A 17,709-nucleotide genomic window follows, 5' to 3' on the forward strand; every position below is an offset into this window, starting at 1 on the left:
GGCAGTTCCATGAAACCCAAAGACCTTGCGAGCGTCACCCCGCCCGACCCCGATCAGATCATGATGGCGGGCATCGCGCCCGTCAGCATGGGCGAACGGCTTGGCTGGCTTGCCGCTCAACCGATGCAGCCCCGCCGTGAACAGCGCCCGCTCGACATCGGGTTTTGGAACCCGATGCGCGACCAACTTGAGATGTCCTTACTTCCCCGTTTCCAACCATTTTCAGGAGTGTTCCCGATGACCCTACAGACCGTCAAACTTTCGCAGCTTCGTTTGTCGCCACTCAACGTGCGGCGCGTGAAGCCCAAGGCTATCGACCAGCTTGCCGCCGATATGCTGGCGCATGGTCAATTGCAGAACCTTGTCGTTTACGCCGAAGGGAACCGCTTCGAGGTTGCCGCCGGAGGCCGACGCTATCGCGCGTTCAAGCAGCTTGAGAAGGCCAAGGCGATTTCTGCCAGCCATCCGGTCAGTGTGGACGTGCGCGACAAGGCCGAGGCAGTCGAACTGTCGCTGGCCGAAAATGTGAGCCGCGAGGATATGCACGTTGCCGATGCGGTGATCGCTTATGGCGATCTTCGCACCGAGGGAAAATCGCCCGAGGATATTGCCGCGCGGTTCGGCGTGGCGCTGTCCTACGTCAAGAAGGTGTTGCGGCTGTCGGCATTGCACCCCGATGCGCTTGCCTGTCTGGCGCGCGATCAGATCGGCATGGAGGCGGCACAGGCATTGACCCTGACCGACGATCACGACCGTCAGCTTGACGCGTTGAAGCGGTTCGGCAACAGCGCCAATCAAATCCGGCGGATGCTGACCGAGGAGAAGATCGGCACCAGCCATGGCCTGTACCTGTTCGTCGGGCATGATGCCTATGCCGCAGCGGGCGGGACGATCACCGCCGACCTGTTTGCCGAGAATGGCGATGGGTATGCCGACGCGCCTGAACTGGTCGAGGCACTGGCAACCGCCAAGATGGCCGAGGTCGAATTGGGCTATCGCGGCGAAGGCTGGAGAGATGTTCGGGCATCGCTCGAACGACCGGACGACTATTACAATCTTGTCACTGTCCACGCCGAGGGGAAGCGCGAGCCGACCGAAGCCGAACAGGCCGAGCGCGCCCGAATTCAGGAAGCCGCAGAGGCGCGGCTTGCCGAACTTGGCAAGGGCAACCAGTGGGGCGACCGAGTGTTCAATGGACTGGAGCGCGAAGCCCGCACCCTTGAAAACCGACTATGTGTGTTCACTGACGCGCAGAAGACCGACAGCGCCATGGTGCTGTTCGTCGGCAATAGCGGCGAGATCGAGGCCAAGGCCATCCGCACCAAGCGGATTGCCAAAGGCGGCAATGGCGATGCGCCAGCGATCAAGCCCGATCAAGTGGCAAGCGCCTGTCGCCTTTTACGACCGGCTCAAAAGGCCTGTGATCGCCAAGATTATGGCCGATGTGCTGGGCAAGGCCGCCGCCGACAGTTGCGCCAAGATGAAGAAGAGCGACCTTGCCGATGCGGCCGCCGAGCGGATGGCAGGGCGTGGATGGCTGCCGCCCGCGCTTGTGATCGTTGAGCCGCCCGTCGAGGTAGCGCAGGAGCGCCCCGTGTTCGACGATGAAGTTGATGGCGATGAGGAAGGCGAAGCGCCCGAATTCGAGGAAGAAGACGCGGCTTGATGATCGAGAGGGCGGACCAAGTGGCCCGCCCTCATTGTCTTGTTACCGAATTTGCCTGTGCAGGAGTTCGCGCGGCCCGTCCCTGCTGGACGGGCAAAGGCCGGATGTTCCGGCCGGCCTCAAATCGGCACGGCAGCTTATAGCTGCCGTGCCGATTGCGCGCGAAGGATAGCGAGCGAGCCGCTTCGCGACTAGGGGAAGGGCATGATCGACCGTCCTCAATCGCCCTGTGTTGCGGTCTGCGCGCTCGATGCGCGCGCAGAATTTTGCACCGGCTGCGGTCGCACCATAGCCGAGATCGGCGAATGGGGCGGCGCGACTGCCGAACGGCAGTGCGCGATACTGGCCTTGTTGCCGGAGCGGATGGCGCGGCAAGCCGCTGGTCAGCCGGTAGTGCTGTGAACGTAATGTCACCGCCGTCGTCGTCTGGATTATACCCCGCCGAAAGCAATCGCCGCTGTCGATGACACCGCTGCCGTGGTCGTGACGGATCGCCGGGCTGCGTTGAAGGTCGCGGCTTAGCGCGCAGCGCGTGCGCGCTGGAGGATGGCGAGACTGTTCGGATGAGCGCGGACTGGTGGTGCGTCGGTGGCGGGTGAGCTCGCACCGGCTGTGACATTGCAGACCTCGGTGTCGATACAGCCAGAACTGATCGAGCGAAGGATCGGCAGCTTCTCTTGTCCGGGTTTGGCAGGACGATTTCCTTGTTTGCCGGTTTCGTGGCTGCGCGCGTCGCCTAATACGATCAAGCAAAAAAGCGGACGCCCAGATGCCCGCCAAGGCGGGCGAGGCGTCCTACGGTTTCCACCCCATTGCATGGGACGGAGCCTCCGTTTTTTGGCTGGATCGCGGCTCCTTCGCGGCCCCCTTGAAGACCGTCAGGAAATCACCCTGCAATCCAAGACGGAGTAAGACCCATGCAGAACATCGCAGAATTTCGGATCATCGGCCGCATCGGCAAGGTCGAGGTCAAGGAGAAGGTCACTTATCTTTCGGTGGCCTCGAACTACAACCGCAAGGACGGCGACGACTGGAAAACCGACGTGCACTGGAACAGCGTTACGCTGTTTGACAAGCTCGCCAAGCGTCTGACCGCCAGCAAGGGCGACCTCGTTCACATCACCGGTCGCGTCCGCCAGAACCAATATGAGGCAGGCGGCAGCACCCACTACGGCGTCGATCTGATCGCCGACGGCATCGCCATCCTCGCCAAGAAGGACGGCGGCCCTGCCGATGACGAAAAGCCGGACTGACCACCCAGCGGGGCGGCGACAAGCCGCCCCGCTTCTTCACTGTGTCCGATGCTGCCGATAAGGCAGGCCGAGGCGGCGCGCGGCACCAACGGGGTTGGTGTCGCGCGCCGCCGTTTTTTTTTGCGCGTTGATGTCGGCAGGAATGGGGCGGTCGGTTGGTCGCTCTGTCGGGTTAGTGCGGCCAATGCGGCTCGCCCTGGCAGTAGTATCCGGGGAAGGCCCATACGCTGTCGGCTTCTTCACATGGCCAGCGACGCGACTGGAGGAATGGGCGCAGGCTGATTGCTATGGGCGCTATCGCTCGTGTCGAGATGCCGAGCATCGGAGCGATGATTGGGCGATTCTGCCTTCGTTAGTTTGGGAATTTGTCGGTTATTGTCTTGATTGCAGGATATGCCTAGCGGCGCGTGTTGTCTTACATTGCCCTATGATTTCAGCTTTGCTTCACCGGGCATGATTGATGGCGACAAATTCTGGGCCAACCACTGCGATGCTAAGCGTCCGCGTCGATGCGCAGGCGCTTACGGCGTTCGATAGCTTCGCGGTCGGTCGTGGCGGTCGGAGCGCTCTGGTGCGTCAGATGATCGAACGGACGCTGCAAGAGAATAGCGCCCGACCCCATATCGACCGCCCGGAGGGCGCGGCGCGCAACCGGATCTCGCTGCGGTTTACTGAGGTCGAAATTGCCGTGATCGCGCACCGCGCATCACAGCGTTCGACCGATCGCGCCGGCTGGATCAAGGCATTGGTGCGCCGCCACCTTGCCCTGAAATCACGGGTCGATGACGGCCTGCTTGCTGAACTCGCACCGATCAGAATGCAGTTGCTCCGCATCGGTCGCAATCTCAATCAGGCGATGAAGGCCGCCAATGCAGCCATGCTCGAAACCGGCGACAGGAAGATCGAACCCGAGCTGCGACGGATCGCCGATATGCGGATGGAGATTTCCGAGCAGGTCGCAGCCGTCGGCGATGCCATGCGCGGCGATGCGAGCTATTGGACGGTGGCCGACTGATGGCGATGAGACCAAGCTTGGAATCAGCTTTGTGGGAAGCGAGCCGTCCGCCGTATCGTGTGCGCTATATCCATGATCCGGGCGCTCAGCCCGGCGTGCCGCTTTACGCAAGCTACGGTGTCGCCAATCCGAAGACGGCACGCGCCAAGCTGGCGCGGATCGTGCGCGGCGCGCCCGAGGTGGTGGTCAAGGTCACGGGTCGCCAGCGGGGCGGCAGCCATGTCAAATCCCATCTCGACTATATCGGGCGGAAGGGGGCGGTCGACATCGAAACCCGCGATGGTGAGATCCTGACCAGCAAGGACGACATCGCCGAGCGTGCGGCCGAATGGAGCGATACGCTCGAATGGCGGTCGCGGCCAACGGTGTCGTCGGTGTCGCTGATCTTCTCGATGCCTGAAGGCACCGACCCCGACAAGGTGGTGGGAGCCGTTCGCGCGCTGGCTCATGCCGAACTCAGCGACAATCACGATTATGTCCTGGCGCTGCATACCGACACGCCGCGGCCCCATGTCCATCTGACGGTGCAGGCCGAAGGGTTGGACCGCAACCGGTTCAATCCCAGACCGGTTCAGCTTCACCGCTTTCGCGAGCGGTTCGCCCGCGAACTGCGCGAGCGCGGTGTCGCGGCGGAAGCCACGCCGAGGCGGGCGCGTGGCAGGGGAGTTTCCGGATCGAGCATTAGGCTGGTCAAACTTCGCGCCCGTCTGGCGAGCGGGGCAAGCGGCGTGATGACCAACGCTGACAGGCGAACTAACGAGCAGGCCATCGCCGTTGCGCGCGGTCAGGCCAGTCTTCCATCCTTTATCGCCAAAGGCAAAACCCGCTGGCAGGCGATACGCCAAGCCTACCACCAGGCGGCCGCCGCGCTGGATGCGAGTGGGCAACCGGATGATCGGGCGCTCGCGAGGGACGTTCGGAGATTCCTCGACAAGCAACCCGACGTACACGCCACGCCCGAAATCATTGCCGCGCGTCATGCCCAGGCCCTGTCGGCAACACGCGCTAAACATGATCCGCCAATTGCTATGCCCTCACCGCACGATCGAGGGCGCTAAGCTACGGCTTTGTTTCGCCTTGAGGGGGAAGAGAGGGGGCATTGGACCAAGCGGACTATTGGGGGCCAAAAGACGCGGCAGGACGTTACGAACTAGCCAGGTTCGGCACTGAGCGACGGTCCGAACCGCGCCCTCCGTTGGGCTTCTTTCAATAGATCGCTTTGCGAGGAAAAGTAGCCGATGCGAGCATACGCTCCTTTCAATCCGCCGAGGCGATTCCGGAAAAACGAGCTCGAAGGAACGGTCGGATCCGAATCGATCAGCCACATCGACAAATAGCCGTGCTTGATCAACAGGCGCCTCAGTGCCGCGTCCAGTTCCTCATCTCGGATCCGGCTTCCTTGCGCGGTGCGCATTATGGGAATGAGTCGAATTTTCTTCCTATGCTCGTATTGCTCGCGCTGCCTGGATAGAGCAGCCTCCTGCTGTGGGGAAAGCGGGCCGACGGGCAAGCCCGCGATGATCATCGCATTGAGCAATCCGCCAAATCGGTATGAGAATAAAGATCGGCTTGGGGAGGTGGGATCAGCGGAGATTGAGCCGCCGTCCACATACCCCTTCTCAAGATAGATACGCCGAATTACGTCGAGAAGCATTTCTTCAGTCCATTGGAAGCGCAGACTGTTGCGGTCGTTGTGAGTCGGCTCATCAAAGCCAATCAAAAGATAGGCTGCCGACATGCTCCCAAATCGTCGCACGTAGGTGCAAGGATATGGCAAAAACGGCGAATTTTTTATGAGAAAGGTTGAGAGGGTGCCTTTTTCGGCCAATAGTTGCCTTAGCCCCTCCAGCAGTTCCTCGTTGGTATAGGAGTTAGGCGCGAGCTTCGCGAGCCTGACAGCGGCATCAGAAAATAGCTTTTTCGATATGATGGGTTTCAGAACATCGACCTGCGCCCAGTCCTGCACAGGCGCGGGATGAGGGGCGCCGACATTGCTATATTTCCGGCCGAATATGTACGTTCCTATGTAAAGTTCGTTTCTGAGCACGTAACGAACTGCGGGGGCCCGCCATTCGGCACCATGCACTTGCCTGTGGCCTTGTGTGTTGAGCCACCGCGCGATCTCGGCAAGGCTCATCTGATCGTCAACGAACATCCGAAAAATTCGCCGGACGGCAGCGATTTCCTCAGCGGGACCCCAGGCAAGAACGACCCTATCCGTGGTAAGTGCCTTTCGTTGCCCTAGTGCCAAGATCAAACGCTGGTTGCCATGCTCATCGACAACCTGCCTGCGGGTGGCAAAGGGGTTCATCCCGCCTTGCTTGAACCCCAATCGGGCCTGCTGACGTTGGGCACGTGAGACTTTCGTCGATAGCTCGCGACTATATTCGGCGGCCATGACGCGCTTCATGTGTTTCACGATCGACGCCATCGTGCCGCCTTCATTCTCGAACGGCTCATTGCAGTAATGCACGGGTACGCCCGCCTCGCGGCACATATATTCGTAGTGTGCAGATTGGTCGGTATCTTGGAAGCGTCCCCATCTGCTTACGTCTAGGACCAGGATCGCTTTGTAAGGCATCGCTCCAGATAGCACGTCGCTCAACAGGCGTTTCAAGGCGGGCCGACCACTGAGCGTGAGGCCGCTTTTGCCAGAATCGAGATAGGTTTCGACAACTTCGAATCCCCGAAGCGACGCATATGCCGCTATAGCTGTCTGCTGGTTGTCCGGAGAGTAGCGCTGATGCTCTGTCGACATTCTGATATACTGTGCCGCCCGCACCGGATCGGTGTCGGCTTTGATGATTTTTCTCACGCGATTTCCTTGTTTCTGTCCGCGCGCTGCCGCCAATTCAGCGGCTGCGTTCCCCATCGCTACGAGATATATGGACGCCGTGAAAGGAAACCTAAGAAACTGAAAATAGAGGGGTTATTCGCCAGAAAAACATCGGCCTCGAACAGGAAAATGCCGAGGCGGAATTTGCAAAGCCCAACATTGCGATTGTCACGCTGCAATCTGCTGATTTCCGGATCACCGCGAGCGGCTTCGATGCCAACCGGGACCTTCTTGTCGAAGCGAGGGCGACATGAGTGCGATCAGGAAGCGGATCAACTCGACGGGACGCAAGCGCATCCCCCGTGACCGCATCTCCGTAACGCGGCTGCCGGTCAAGCCGGATGAGCCGTTGCGCGCCGTTGCGACTGTCCGGCTTCGCGACCGGCAGGAACTCGGCGCGTATCTGGTCCAACTTCTGGAGCCGCTCGGTCCCGTCAAATTGTCCGCAGATCGCAGCCTGTGGACATGGCTCGCACTCTATTGGTTTGACCCGATTTGCCCGCCGCTCGCAGGTGGCAGAAAGCCGGATAAGTCCTACCGCTATGTTCTCAGCACGGACTACCGGCACTATTACCGCCACCTTGTCCGCTCACCGTGGCAGCTTGTCCGCGATCATGGTGATAATGCCAAATTCTTGCTTCTGCCGCCCCAGGATCAACCCTATCCGCTGCGGCGACACGGTGAGATTCTCGAACAGCTTGGCGGCAGGCAGTCCGCTCTGCGAAGCCAGCCGCTCATCGCCGAAGCCAACCGTCTCTATGCCAGCAGGCTGACTGGTCGGCCGCGTAAAGGTGTTTCAGACAACGGCAGGGGTAGCGTCCGCCGCCTCGCCCTGGTTCTTCGCCAAATCGACTTGACATTCGACGTAGAGCGCATGGGTATGGACAACTGATTGCGATCTTGCCGGGGGAGTTCGACCGGTGGCAGGAGCAGTTGGCAGCATGATATTTGCGTGGCTCAATGCGCTGATGGTGGGACAGCGAGACGCGGAGATGGGGGTTGCATTCCAGCGACCAAGTGCCTATATTTTTCCCGTTGGCAGGAGCTTAGATCGCCTATTTCGACTATGATCACCTCTTTACCTGGGTGGTCAAACATCAAAATCAGGTATTCTTTTTGGCGAACTGAAGCTTCTTTGGACACAGCGTTGCCAATAGTCGGATCGGAGTGTCTTCGGAATCCTGACGCGGTATGGATTGAGACCCATACTGTCTAGCTCCAAGTCGGTTAGATATCGACTTGTTTTTCATGGATCAATCGCACCGCCCACCAAATAATCTGGGCGGTGCGTAGTCCAAAAAATGGAGCTAGAAGCCATGTCAAAATTTGAAATTTCAGACCGCCTAACGGCGATCACGGCTGCAGTGCAGAATTGGCACAGCCCGACGATCACAGGTGGGCAGCTATTCTACTTGATGCAAACGGTCGCACCGCAATTGGATTTTCGCGAAGTTGTAGGAATTCGCGTCGGCCCCGGTGCTTTGACAAAATTTGCCGAAACCCATCTGGCAGATACGGTCAAGCGCATTGGCAATCAAGGCGGTGATATTCTCTATCACATTGTTGGGCGCGGCGAACCGCATCGTGACATCGAATTGGCGGCGCTTTGGAAGAATTTCGTTAGCCCTTCGTCACCCCTGCATCTGATCGTAGAAGTCGAAAATCAGAAGCTGACGTCGCGCGCTACCCCCGCGTCGAACGACAAAGGTGAAGTCGAAATCCAAAAAGTCTCGTCTCAAGAGCACGACGAGATCCGGGCGAAGTTCGTTGAGAGCCTTCCGGCACATGATGCCGCTGCCATGAACGAAAATTTGCGCGAAGGTGCGAGCTTCACCGAGTGGATGGCGGTGATGAAGGAGCGTGCGCCGGATGCGACACGGAAGTGGGGTGTCTTTCGGCGGGACCATTTGTCTGCGTTGTTCGCAGAGCGAATTGAGGCATTGAACCTCGATCCTGCAACTCGGGACAATCTGTTCGCGCAGGCTAAAGCCGCTCTGCGCGCTGCCAATGAAAAGCAGCGCGAAGCCAAGGCGAATGCGGAAAGCTCCCTGCCTAAAAATATCGCGCAAAAGTCCGGCTCAGTCGGCCAAAGCTCATCGCTTCATGCGGTGCGCAGCCTGGCACATGCAGCCGTTGACGTGATGGGTTATGAGGAACTCAGGTCGCTGCGCGTGCCGCTCGGCATGATCATCGATTCCCTCAAGGCGTAAATTTAGCCCGGGAACCATACCGTGTCGCAAGGCCTCCTCATATTGGTCGTCCCTGCCGCCAAGGAAGCGGAAATGACGACGTATGTCCGCGACTCGCTTGCAAAGCCATACCGCTCTACGGTTCGCGTACTGACAGATTCCGTGGCTACCGGTTACTCCACCGACATTGGCAATGCTGTAGCAAATGACTTGATCGAGAGCCTTTCAACGATCCAGGCCGACAAACCGCACAAGCTGATCCTCCATCGCGATACGAAGTGCAGCATCGACAAACTTCAGCGCTGGTGGAAGACACAGGGCTTCGCAGCAACCGACTTTCAGGTTCAGTCAGAAAAGAACATTCGCAAGATTCTCAAGATGCAGTGGGAAGCGGATGGGCATCATTGGCGGGTAAATGCCGTTAAGCAGGCGTCGGCATTCGAAGGCAATAAGCTTTCAATCGAGGCTTGGGTTGAACAGTTTGGGAAATTCGGTCAGCAAAGTGTCGGTCGAAAGCTTGCAGCCCAGTTGCGCGTTGTTCGGCCTATGGAAATGCAGTGTATGCCGTTCGCACTGCGACCGACCGACATCATCGGTTTGGGACAGGCCAACTGCTATGTCGAGGACGACGACATTGGCGGGAGTTGGCTGGACATAAAGGCCTGCCTTTCGCACACTCATCCGAAAGGGACCGTCCATCCTGTGGTATGGAACAAGGCCGAGGCTACACTAAAGTTCCCCTCGATCGATGTCGATCAGTTTGTACTCTACGAAGATGGGCTCTGGACGGGAACTGAGGGTGTTCGTCGCTTGAAGGCTTTGCAAAAGGCCCCTCCCAACGCTCGGGTGATTTTGAAGTTTGGAATTGTCAGCGATTTCGGCTTGCATGTTCTGCGTCATGCAATCAGCAAGTTGGGTTTGGCCGACCAGGTGCATATCGATGCCTCGGCATCGGAGTTCATGAAATTTCTTCGCGACGGCCTGCCAGAAGAACTGCTTCTAGGCCGAGAAATGTCATTGCAAGCCTATTTTGAAGCATTGCACAAATACACTATACCCCACGCGTTCGATCCGTTTCAGGATTGGAGTCCTGCGGAACGAGACCTGTGCCGAGAGATTGGATCGCAGTTAGTCGCCGCTTGGCTTGGCAAGAAAAATGGCATCGTCCCCAGCACTGCGGAATTAGACCGCTTTGCCTTGGGCGGTAGCGGGTTCGCAAGCACGACGCTTTTTGCACGAAGCGTTCCAAAGGTTTGTCTTCCGGCGCTGTGGCTGGATGGTCAAGTTAGTATTGGTGAGAAGGTGGTGAACTGGCGACCCTTGTTTGTCGATGCACGACGAATTTCCGACACAAAACTGCTCTTCGCGGCACCGTCCTCGGAGTCATAGGTTTGGATTGCACAACCATCCGGTCCAAAATTGAACATTTGTAGCGTCATCGCTTTTCGCTTCTGAAGGGACACAAACTGCCGTCTCGCGCTAATCGGAACAGGGCGTCAGCTATGCGCCCAATCTAAGCCGTAGTTGGCCGCGAGACTCGCGCCGCAGGCGATCGATCTCCATCTGCTCCGGCTTCATCTGACCGTGACCGGGAAAGGATGACCCGGATCGGCGGCAAGCTCCCGGACCCATTTACGCAGCACGTTCGCATGCACATCCAGATCGCGCGACGCCTGGGCGATCGTCACCCCGCGGTCGCGGACCATCCTCACCGCCTCAAGCTTGAACTCGCGGCTGAACTTCCTTCTTTGCATTGTGGACCTCCGATAGGTGGAAACACCCTATCTCGGTGTCCACCAAACCGGCAGCAGGTCAGATCCCCTGTAATCTCCCTCGAATTGGTTCGTCGTACGCCGCCAGCGAACGCAGAAATCCACGCGCAGTCAGGGATTCCCTTCGGCACCGATGTGGTGCATAGTGGTGCACACCATGGGGGGTTAAGTATGTCGTCGAAGGTTAGATTCTCGGTCAGCCTTGATCCGGCAACCAATCAAGCAATTGAGAAAATTGCTGAAACACACAAGCCGGAGCTTTCAAAAAGCTATATCGTAGAATATGCTCTCGTTCGCCTGCTCGACGCGATGGAGGCAAAGCAGCTCACGTTGCCGCTCGTGCTTGAGGCCGGACGTGATGCAGACTGCTAAGAATTCGTTCCAGACTGAGGACGGGAATCTCAACTACTGCCGAGATCCCCGCAGCCTATTCGGAGCTCGCCGTGGATAACCAAGGGCGCGAGCTTCTAGATCAGATTTACGTCACCTTCTCTGACCGCTCGAAAGATCTTCTGGACGCGGTTTCAGAACCTGGTGCGCTGGATGAAAAAGTTGGGTCGGTCGAACGATGGACAGACCTCGGTGACTGGCTAGGTCTGGCGGAGCGCCTTGGGGCTGAAAAAGTTCTTTTTGTAAGGGGTGACCCCGTTGCGGTTTTCACTGACGCCCGCAAAGCGCCAGATGAAGCTGCACTTGGTGAACTGTATCGACGCGCGTGGTGTATGTCGGAGCCGCGCTGTCTTTTTGTCGCCCTCCCCCATGAAATTCGTATCTACGCTCTCAGCCTTCCACCGTCACGGGGAGGTCCTCCAAGTGATCCGTGGCGAGTGCTGTCGACTGCCGCGGATGTGCTGGAGCTCACGCAAGAAATCGACGAATATGGTCCTGATCTGCAGGGGCTAATGGAAGTCGGCGACTCCGCACCCGCCCGAGCTGATCGAAGGCTAATCGAAGATCTGAGGCATGTGCGTTCGCAACTTGAAGCGACCGGTTTGTCTATGGCTGAGGCCCATGCCCTCATTGGCCGATCCATCCTCATCCGCTACCTAGAAGATCGGGGCGTTTTGACCCGAGCATACTTTGAGAGGGTCGCTGGCGGAGATCAGGTTTGGCAAGATGCTCTCAATAATGAGGGTGCCATCCCTGTGCTCGGTGCGCCGGGAAAGCAACGCCTATATGACAGAGTACTTGGCAATGCCGACTTCACGCATGCGCTGTTCGAGAGTCTAGCCACCGACTTCAACGGCGACCTATTCGCGCTGGGCGAAGCGCGAGAGAAGAGGTTTTCGGCGTCCGCGCTCACACTTTTGCGGTCTTTTCTTCTTGGCGAAATACAAGCCGGCCAACAGCCGCTATTTTTCTGGGCCTATGATTTTGAAGTGGTTCCTCTCGCGCTGATCAGCAGCATTTACGAGCAGTTCTACCATGATGCGCTTAGTAAGCGGAAAAACGATAAAGCCGGGAATGAACCGGGTGATGCCAATTTTGTGATCGACGTGTCGGAATCCGAAAGCAATGACGGCGGGTCGGAGCACGGCTTCTCAGTAAAAGGAGAGTTGAAGCACGGCGCAGGCACTCATTACACGCCAGCAAATCTCGTCCACGACGCGCTTCGCCGAACGCTTACACCTGCCTGTCTAGCAGATCGCCCGAAGGTCTTAGATCCGGCTTGCGGATCGGGGATCTTCCTTGTCGAGGCGTTCCGGCGGATCGTCCGCTATGAAGCACACGGCCGTAAGCGAAAGCTTACGCCTGACGAACTACGCGAAGTTTTGCGACTTCGCATCTTCGGCGTTGAGATCAACGCTGAAGCGGCCCGCGTCGCGGCATTCAGTCTGTATCTAGCGTTGCTCGACCAACAAGAGCCGCCCGATATCGCCTCGGGGGGAGCGCTTCCGTATCTTCTGCACAACGGGCAGCGCGATCAGAAACACTTTGGAATTCTCCTCGTTTCTGACGCGTTCGCGCTCACCCGTGCCGAGCAAGATTTCCTGTCGAGGCGTGTAGCCGCAAAGAAGGCTTACAAAGGTCGCTCTTACGACGTCAGCCTACTCGACAATGCTGGGGTTTTGGATTTACCTCTCGGTAGCTTTGACGTAATTGTGGGCAATCCGCCTTGGCAAGAGGCGCCGTCGGAGAAATCCACTCCCCGCGTTTGGGCCGCAGCATTCAAAATGCCGGCGGGCGAAGGCTCTTATTCACAGCTCTTCATTCATCGAGCTCTCACCATGCTCCGAGAGGGCGGGACCCTCGGCATGCTGATTGGTATGAAGATATTCTGGAATGACCGGGAGACAAGTCGCGAATTTCGTCGTTACCTGCTGACAAACGCGACGCTCAAGCAAGTTGTGAACATGGCTCATGTGCGGCGGGTCTTCTTCGCAAAGGCTGTCGCGCCGTTCGCGTTTTTGCTGGCCGAGAAACGGCAATCTTCTTCAGATGACCGTGTAGTGTTTTGGAATGCGCGGCGCGTCAGTAGTGTCGAGCGGTTGCGATCTATCGCCGCTGTCCCGCTAGACCGACGCGTTGTGACGCAGGGAGATCTGGCAGAGGCAGATTATCTCTGGAAAGTATTTTGGTGGGGTGGGCATCATGATGCGGCACTGGTGTCTCGGCTTGGCCTCGAGCTCACCTTCGGCGATACCGTTGTGAATGCTGATCCGCAGCCACGCTATGGCTGGCAGCGCGGTAGCACTGCGCCATCCGGTATGCTGGCGGTGCTGCGCGAACTTGATAACAAAAAGGTTCAGCCATTCGGGCCCTTGCAAGAAACTTGGTTTCTTCCTCCCCCCAAGGGAATTAAACGAGATCCGGATCAACGTATCTATGATGGTCAGCGTTTAGTTATCACGCGTGGCGTAAGGGAGCCTCTCGGACCGATCGCCAGGCTAGAGACCAAAGGCTTCTCCTTTCGCCATGGAATTTACTGCATTCCGACCGCCCATCTTTCACAGCACGAGGCAATCCTCATGCTCGGCGTTCTATGGTCATCGCTGGGCCGTTATCTGCTTTTCATGACCGCAGGCAACTGGGGCGGATGGCATGACCAAGTGACGTCGCGCGACGTTCTGCGTACTCCTCTAAGACTCAAACCGTCATGGGGCATGTCCAAGTCAGATCACGATGACGCGGCAAATCGTATCGTCAAAGCGGTAAACTACTTGCGGGAAAAGCCAGTCCAACAACGCCAGTCTCAGTCGATGTTCGACGAGCCCGCGAAATACAATGATGAACACGAGCAGAAGCTTGCAAAGTTAGACGCTGCAATCTTCGACCTGTTCGAGGTTTCTAAGGCCGAACGAGATCTTGTGGAAGATTTCTGGGCAGAGAGTCACGAGCTTTACTGGAAAGGCGCAGAAGCCCACGCAACTTCTCGTCTGCAATTGCCAGAATTCACGCGCGGAAGTCGAGCTGATCTTCCTGAGGCTCCTTGCCGAGGCACCCTGTTACGCTATCTCTGTGCCTTTCTGGATGCTTGGACTGCATATCTACCTGACGACTCCAATCTCAATTGGCAGGTCGGAATGTCACCCAGCCGAGACCTGATCGCAGTCATTTTTACACTGGATGGCTCTGGCGGTCCGGAATTAAACAATCCGCCAGAAGATTGGCAGACCATCCTTGGGCGTTGCGCAGATGCTATCGCGCAGCCGGTCTCGCCAGCATTTCTCGTAAAGCGCACTGTAAGAGCAGCCACGGCGGACAGCTTCATTGTCTTAAGGGAAAATGCACGCCGTCTCTGGACTGCCAGCGCTGCCAGGGAGGACGCCGACTCGCTGTTCGTACAGCTCGCCTCGCGTCGCAAAAATTGACTCAAATGGCCGGGCTTGATGCGCTCTCGACCAATTTATGGTCGTCATTTGTCGACAAGGTTGACGATATCATTCGAGCAGGCCTTGAACGGCTCGCCGCCGATGCGGGGGAAAATGGCTTCGGCACTTCTTGTGAGAATGACCTTAACCGTGAGCTATTTTTCCGGATGCGACGGATTGCCACCGAGCGTCACAAATCTTTGCTCTCGCTCTCACCCCGTCCGGCTCTAAGCCGCGAACACACTTGGAATTTGGTTCCCACTTCAGAGGCAAACAATCAACCGAGTCCAGACGATGCTGAAAGGACCCCCCGCGAAAATAAACGGCCTGATTTCCAATGGAGTTTTCAAGACGACGAAGCCGAAGACTCCGATCGTGCTACACGAACCTATGTAGTTGAGTGTAAGAGGCTGGGGCAAGCAATCGGCGGATGGATCTTCAACGCGAATTATGTTGGGCATGGGGTGCGCCGATATGTGGAAAGTTCGCATCTTTACGGCAAAGATGACGTCGGCGGGAGCATGATCGGCTACGTTCAGTCTATGGATGTCGAGACGATTTGGACCGAGATTGACCGTCAGCTTAATTCTGCAGGATTGGCGACGCTTCCCCAGCCGGCACCGATTCTAGGCTCTTCCGTCCTGCACCTCGCGTCGCATCACTTGTCACGCTTAAATGCTCTATCGCCGTTTCAGCTTCATCACATCTGGGTCGATCTCCGGATGCTAGTTTGTCAATCGGCGTGCAAACGGGACCCCCTATCGGCGCGCAAAAGGGACCCCCTTACACGATGGCGCAAGGTTGATCGGACACGCGCCGTTGCGCTGCGCGCGGCGTAGGGAGGGCGGAGCCCGACCGGAGGCGCGCGCAGCGCAAAGCATCTCTTATTCGGAAGTCAGCGGGGGCGATCAGCTGCGGTTTTTGAAGCGCCAGCTGTCATTGCCGGTCTCGACGATATCGCAATGATGAGTGACGCGATCGAGGAGCGCGGTGGTCATCTGGGGATCGCCGAACACGGTTGGCCACTCCCCGAACGCGAGGTTGGTGGTGATGATAACGCTGGTCTGCTCGTAGAGCTTGCTGACCAGATGGAACAGCAGTTGGCCGCCTGAGCGGGCGAACGGCAGATATCCCAGTTCGTCGAGCACGACCAGGTCGAGGCGGGATAGCTGGGCGGCGAGAGCGCCGCTCTTGCCGATTCTGGCCTCCTCTTCGAGGCGGGTCACCAGATCGACGGTGTTGAAGTAGCGGCCTCGCGCACCCGAGCGAACGACATTGGCGGCGATGGCGATGGCAAGGTGGGTTTTGCCGGTGCCCGTGCCGCCGACCAGGACGATGTTGCGCCGAGCGGGCAGGAACGCGCCGCTGTGAAGCGAACGCACCAGGCCTTCATTGATCGGTGTGCCCTCGAACCGGAACGCATCGATATCCTTCACGACCGTCAGCCTGGCGGCCGCCATCCGGTATCGGATCGAGGCAGCATGGCGATGTGTTGCTTCCGCGCGCAGAAGGTCGGTCAGTATCTCCATCGTGGTGCGCTGGCGCTGAAGGCCGGTGGTGACCGCATCGTCGAACGCGCCCGCCATGCCCTTGAGCCCAAGCCCGCGCATCGCCTCGATCATGTCATGCCGCTGCATCGAAGGTCCTCAGCTGGTCGTAACGGGCGCAGTCGGCGATCGGCGGATGGCGCAAGGCGCTGTCCTCGGAGGTGATGATGGTGAGCGGTCGCGGCGGTTCGCGCCGCCGCGCCAGGATGTTGAGGATCAGGTCGTCGCTCGCCGTGCCGGTCACCAACGCCTCGCGCACGGCCGCTTCGACCGGCTCCAGGCCATCGCTCAGCACGGCCGACAGCACACGCACGAACCGGCGGTCGGCATCGTCGCCATTGCCAAGCTTGCGGCGCAGGCGCGCCAGCGCCGGCGGCAGATCCCAGTCCTGGAAGGGCGCACCGTTCCGCAGCGCTCCGGGCTTGCGGGCCAGCACCGGCAGATAATGCCAAGGGTCATAGATCGTGCGGTTGCGCCCGAAGTAGCGGGGATGCTCGGCGACAACCTCCTCGCCGCAGCGCACGACAATGCGGTCGGCGTAGGCCCGGACCTGCACCGTCCGCCGCGCCAGCGTCGAGAGAACCGAGTAGCGGTTGCGATCGAAGCTGATCAGGCAGGTGCCAGTCACCGCATGCTCGCTCTCGTTGAAGCCGTCGAACGGTCCAAGCATCGGCTGCAGCGCGGATCGCTCGATCTCCAGCGCCTGCGCCACGGTCAGCTCGCCCTGTTCCGGGTGTGCCTGTCGTTCCGCCCAGCGCTGGCACTCGGCCTCCAGCCAGCCATTGAGCTCGTCGAGACTGGCGAACCGCAACCGGGGTTGGAAGAAGCGGCCCCGGATCGTCTGCACCTGGTTCTCGACCTGGCCCTTCTCCCATCCCGCCGCCGGCGAGCAGGCGGTCGGCTCGATCATATAATGGTCGGTCATGATCAAGAAGCGCCGGTTGAAGACCCGCTCCTTGCCGGCGAACACGCTCGTCACCGCCGTCTTCATATTGTCGTAGATGCCGCGGCCCGGCACGCCGCCGAAGAAGGCAAAGCCGCGCGCATGCGCGTCGAACAGCATCTCCTGGCTCTCGCGTGGATACGCCCGGACATAGACCGCCCGCGATGCACACAGCCGCATATGCGCAACCTTCACGCGCATCGGCTTGCCGGCGATCTCCACGTCCTCATGGCTCCAGTCGAACTGATAGGCCTCGCCCGGCTTGAACGTCAGCGGGATGAAGGCGGTAACACCATCGCCGGCATCCTTGCGTCGGTCGGCCTTCCAGCGCGCCGTGTATCGGCGCACAGCATCGTAGGAGCCCTCAAAACCTTCGCGCACCAGCAGGTCATGGATCCGCGTCATCCGCAGCCGCTCACGCCTGCCGCGCACCTCGTTCTCTTCCAGCAACGTATCGAGCCGAGCCTGGAACGGCCCGATCCGCGGCAGCGGCTGAACCTTGCGCTGATAGTCGAATGCGCCTTCCGGCGCCCGGATCGCTTTGCGGATCACCTTCCGCGACACACGCAAATCCCGCGCGATCGCCTTGATCGCCTTGCCACCGGCATACTCGCGCCGAATCCGAACCACCGTCTCCAAAACCAACATCCCGATCTCGCCGCCTGATTATCCAGGC

At 58.9% G+C, this 17,709-nt stretch carries 14 protein-coding genes and 1 pseudogene; 11 read left to right on the forward strand and 4 right to left on the reverse strand.

From position 1 onward, the window contains the following. Nucleotides 1-9: 9 nt before the first annotated feature. The 5 genes from CDQ92_RS15135 to CDQ92_RS15155 all read left to right on the forward strand — a co-directional run bounded on the left by CDQ92_RS15135 (nt 10) and on the right by CDQ92_RS15155 (nt 4,992). Nucleotides 10-1,563, forward strand: coding sequence for a ParB/RepB/Spo0J family partition protein (locus CDQ92_RS15135; RefSeq protein WP_088442155.1), 1,554 nt, complete (start codon nt 10-12; stop codon nt 1,561-1,563). Between the two features lie 307 nt (nt 1,564-1,870). Then, the gene (locus CDQ92_RS15140; protein ID WP_088442156.1) at nt 1,871-2,068 is read left to right on the forward strand and encodes a DUF1289 domain-containing protein; all 198 of its coding nucleotides are present in this window, start codon (nt 1,871-1,873) and stop codon (nt 2,066-2,068) included. A 515-nt stretch (nt 2,069-2,583) separates the two neighbouring features. Then, nucleotides 2,584-2,919 carry a single-stranded DNA-binding protein gene (locus CDQ92_RS15145; protein ID WP_088442157.1) on the forward strand — a complete coding sequence of 112 codons (336 nt, stop codon included), beginning with the start codon at nt 2,584-2,586 and terminating at the stop codon, nt 2,917-2,919. Nucleotides 2,920-3,379: 460 nt separating this feature from the next. After that, nucleotides 3,380-3,934, forward strand: a complete 555-nt coding sequence (locus CDQ92_RS15150; RefSeq protein ID WP_229667409.1) for a hypothetical protein — start codon at nt 3,380-3,382, stop codon at nt 3,932-3,934. Nucleotides 3,935-4,095: 161 nt separating this feature from the next. Then, a complete protein-coding gene (locus CDQ92_RS15155; RefSeq protein ID WP_229667410.1) occupies nt 4,096-4,992 on the forward strand; it encodes a relaxase/mobilization nuclease domain-containing protein in 897 nt (298 codons plus the stop codon). Nucleotides 4,993-5,084: 92 nt separating this feature from the next. Here the strand turns inward: CDQ92_RS15155 and CDQ92_RS15160 are convergent, their stop codons facing one another. Then, entirely contained in the window at nt 5,085-6,749 is a 1,665-nt protein-coding gene (locus CDQ92_RS15160; protein WP_158213868.1) for a recombinase family protein, read from the reverse strand. 271 nt (nt 6,750-7,020) lie between these two features. Here CDQ92_RS15160 and CDQ92_RS15165 point away from each other — a divergent pair, with 271 nt between their 5' ends. From CDQ92_RS15165 to CDQ92_RS15175, 3 genes are all read left to right on the forward strand, one after another. Continuing rightward, complete coding sequence (locus CDQ92_RS15165) at nt 7,021-7,662, forward strand: hypothetical protein (RefSeq protein WP_088442160.1); 642 nt, start codon at nt 7,021-7,023, stop codon at nt 7,660-7,662. Between the two features lie 424 nt (nt 7,663-8,086). After that, on the forward strand, nt 8,087-8,980 hold the full coding sequence (locus tag CDQ92_RS15170) for a hypothetical protein (RefSeq protein ID WP_088442161.1): 894 nt from the start codon (nt 8,087-8,089) through the stop codon (nt 8,978-8,980). A gap of 72 nt (nt 8,981-9,052) precedes the next feature. Further along, on the forward strand, nt 9,053-10,348 hold the full coding sequence (locus CDQ92_RS15175; RefSeq protein ID WP_144035797.1) for a phosphoribosyltransferase-like protein: 1,296 nt from the start codon (nt 9,053-9,055) through the stop codon (nt 10,346-10,348). Nucleotides 10,349-10,495: 147 nt separating this feature from the next. Here the strand turns inward: CDQ92_RS15175 and CDQ92_RS15180 are convergent. Next, a pseudogene (locus CDQ92_RS15180) lies at nt 10,496-10,713 on the reverse strand (transposase); the annotation flags it as partial. A gap of 189 nt (nt 10,714-10,902) precedes the next feature. Between CDQ92_RS15180 and CDQ92_RS15185 the strand changes: the two are divergent. The 3 genes from CDQ92_RS15185 (at nt 10,903) to CDQ92_RS20920 (ending at nt 15,382) form a co-directional block, all read left to right on the forward strand. Continuing rightward, complete coding sequence (locus CDQ92_RS15185) at nt 10,903-11,103, forward strand: hypothetical protein (protein WP_088442163.1); 201 nt, start codon at nt 10,903-10,905, stop codon at nt 11,101-11,103. Nucleotides 11,104-11,174: 71 nt separating this feature from the next. Beyond that, nucleotides 11,175-14,543, forward strand: a complete 3,369-nt coding sequence (locus CDQ92_RS15190; protein WP_088442164.1) for an HsdM family class I SAM-dependent methyltransferase — start codon at nt 11,175-11,177, stop codon at nt 14,541-14,543. A 5-nt stretch (nt 14,544-14,548) separates the two neighbouring features. Then, the gene (locus tag CDQ92_RS20920) at nt 14,549-15,382 is read left to right on the forward strand and encodes a hypothetical protein (protein WP_144035798.1); all 834 of its coding nucleotides are present in this window, start codon (nt 14,549-14,551) and stop codon (nt 15,380-15,382) included. A 69-nt stretch (nt 15,383-15,451) separates the two neighbouring features. Here CDQ92_RS20920 and istB read toward each other — a convergent pair whose 3' ends face one another. Together istB and istA are read right to left on the reverse strand one after the other, a co-directional pair. Next, on the reverse strand, nt 15,452-16,180 hold the full coding sequence (gene istB / locus CDQ92_RS15195) for an IS21-like element helper ATPase IstB (RefSeq protein WP_088442165.1): 729 nt from the start codon (nt 16,178-16,180) through the stop codon (nt 15,452-15,454). Then, nucleotides 16,167-17,681 (reverse strand): IS21 family transposase, encoded by a 1,515-nt coding sequence (istA, locus tag CDQ92_RS15200; protein ID WP_088442166.1) that lies wholly within the window; start codon nt 17,679-17,681, stop codon nt 16,167-16,169. Before istA ends, istB begins: the two co-directional genes overlap by 14 nt. Nucleotides 17,682-17,709: the final 28 nt, after the last annotated feature.

This window comes from Sphingopyxis bauzanensis (assembly GCF_002205675.1).
Lineage (GTDB): Bacteria > Pseudomonadota > Alphaproteobacteria > Sphingomonadales > Sphingomonadaceae > Sphingopyxis > Sphingopyxis bauzanensis.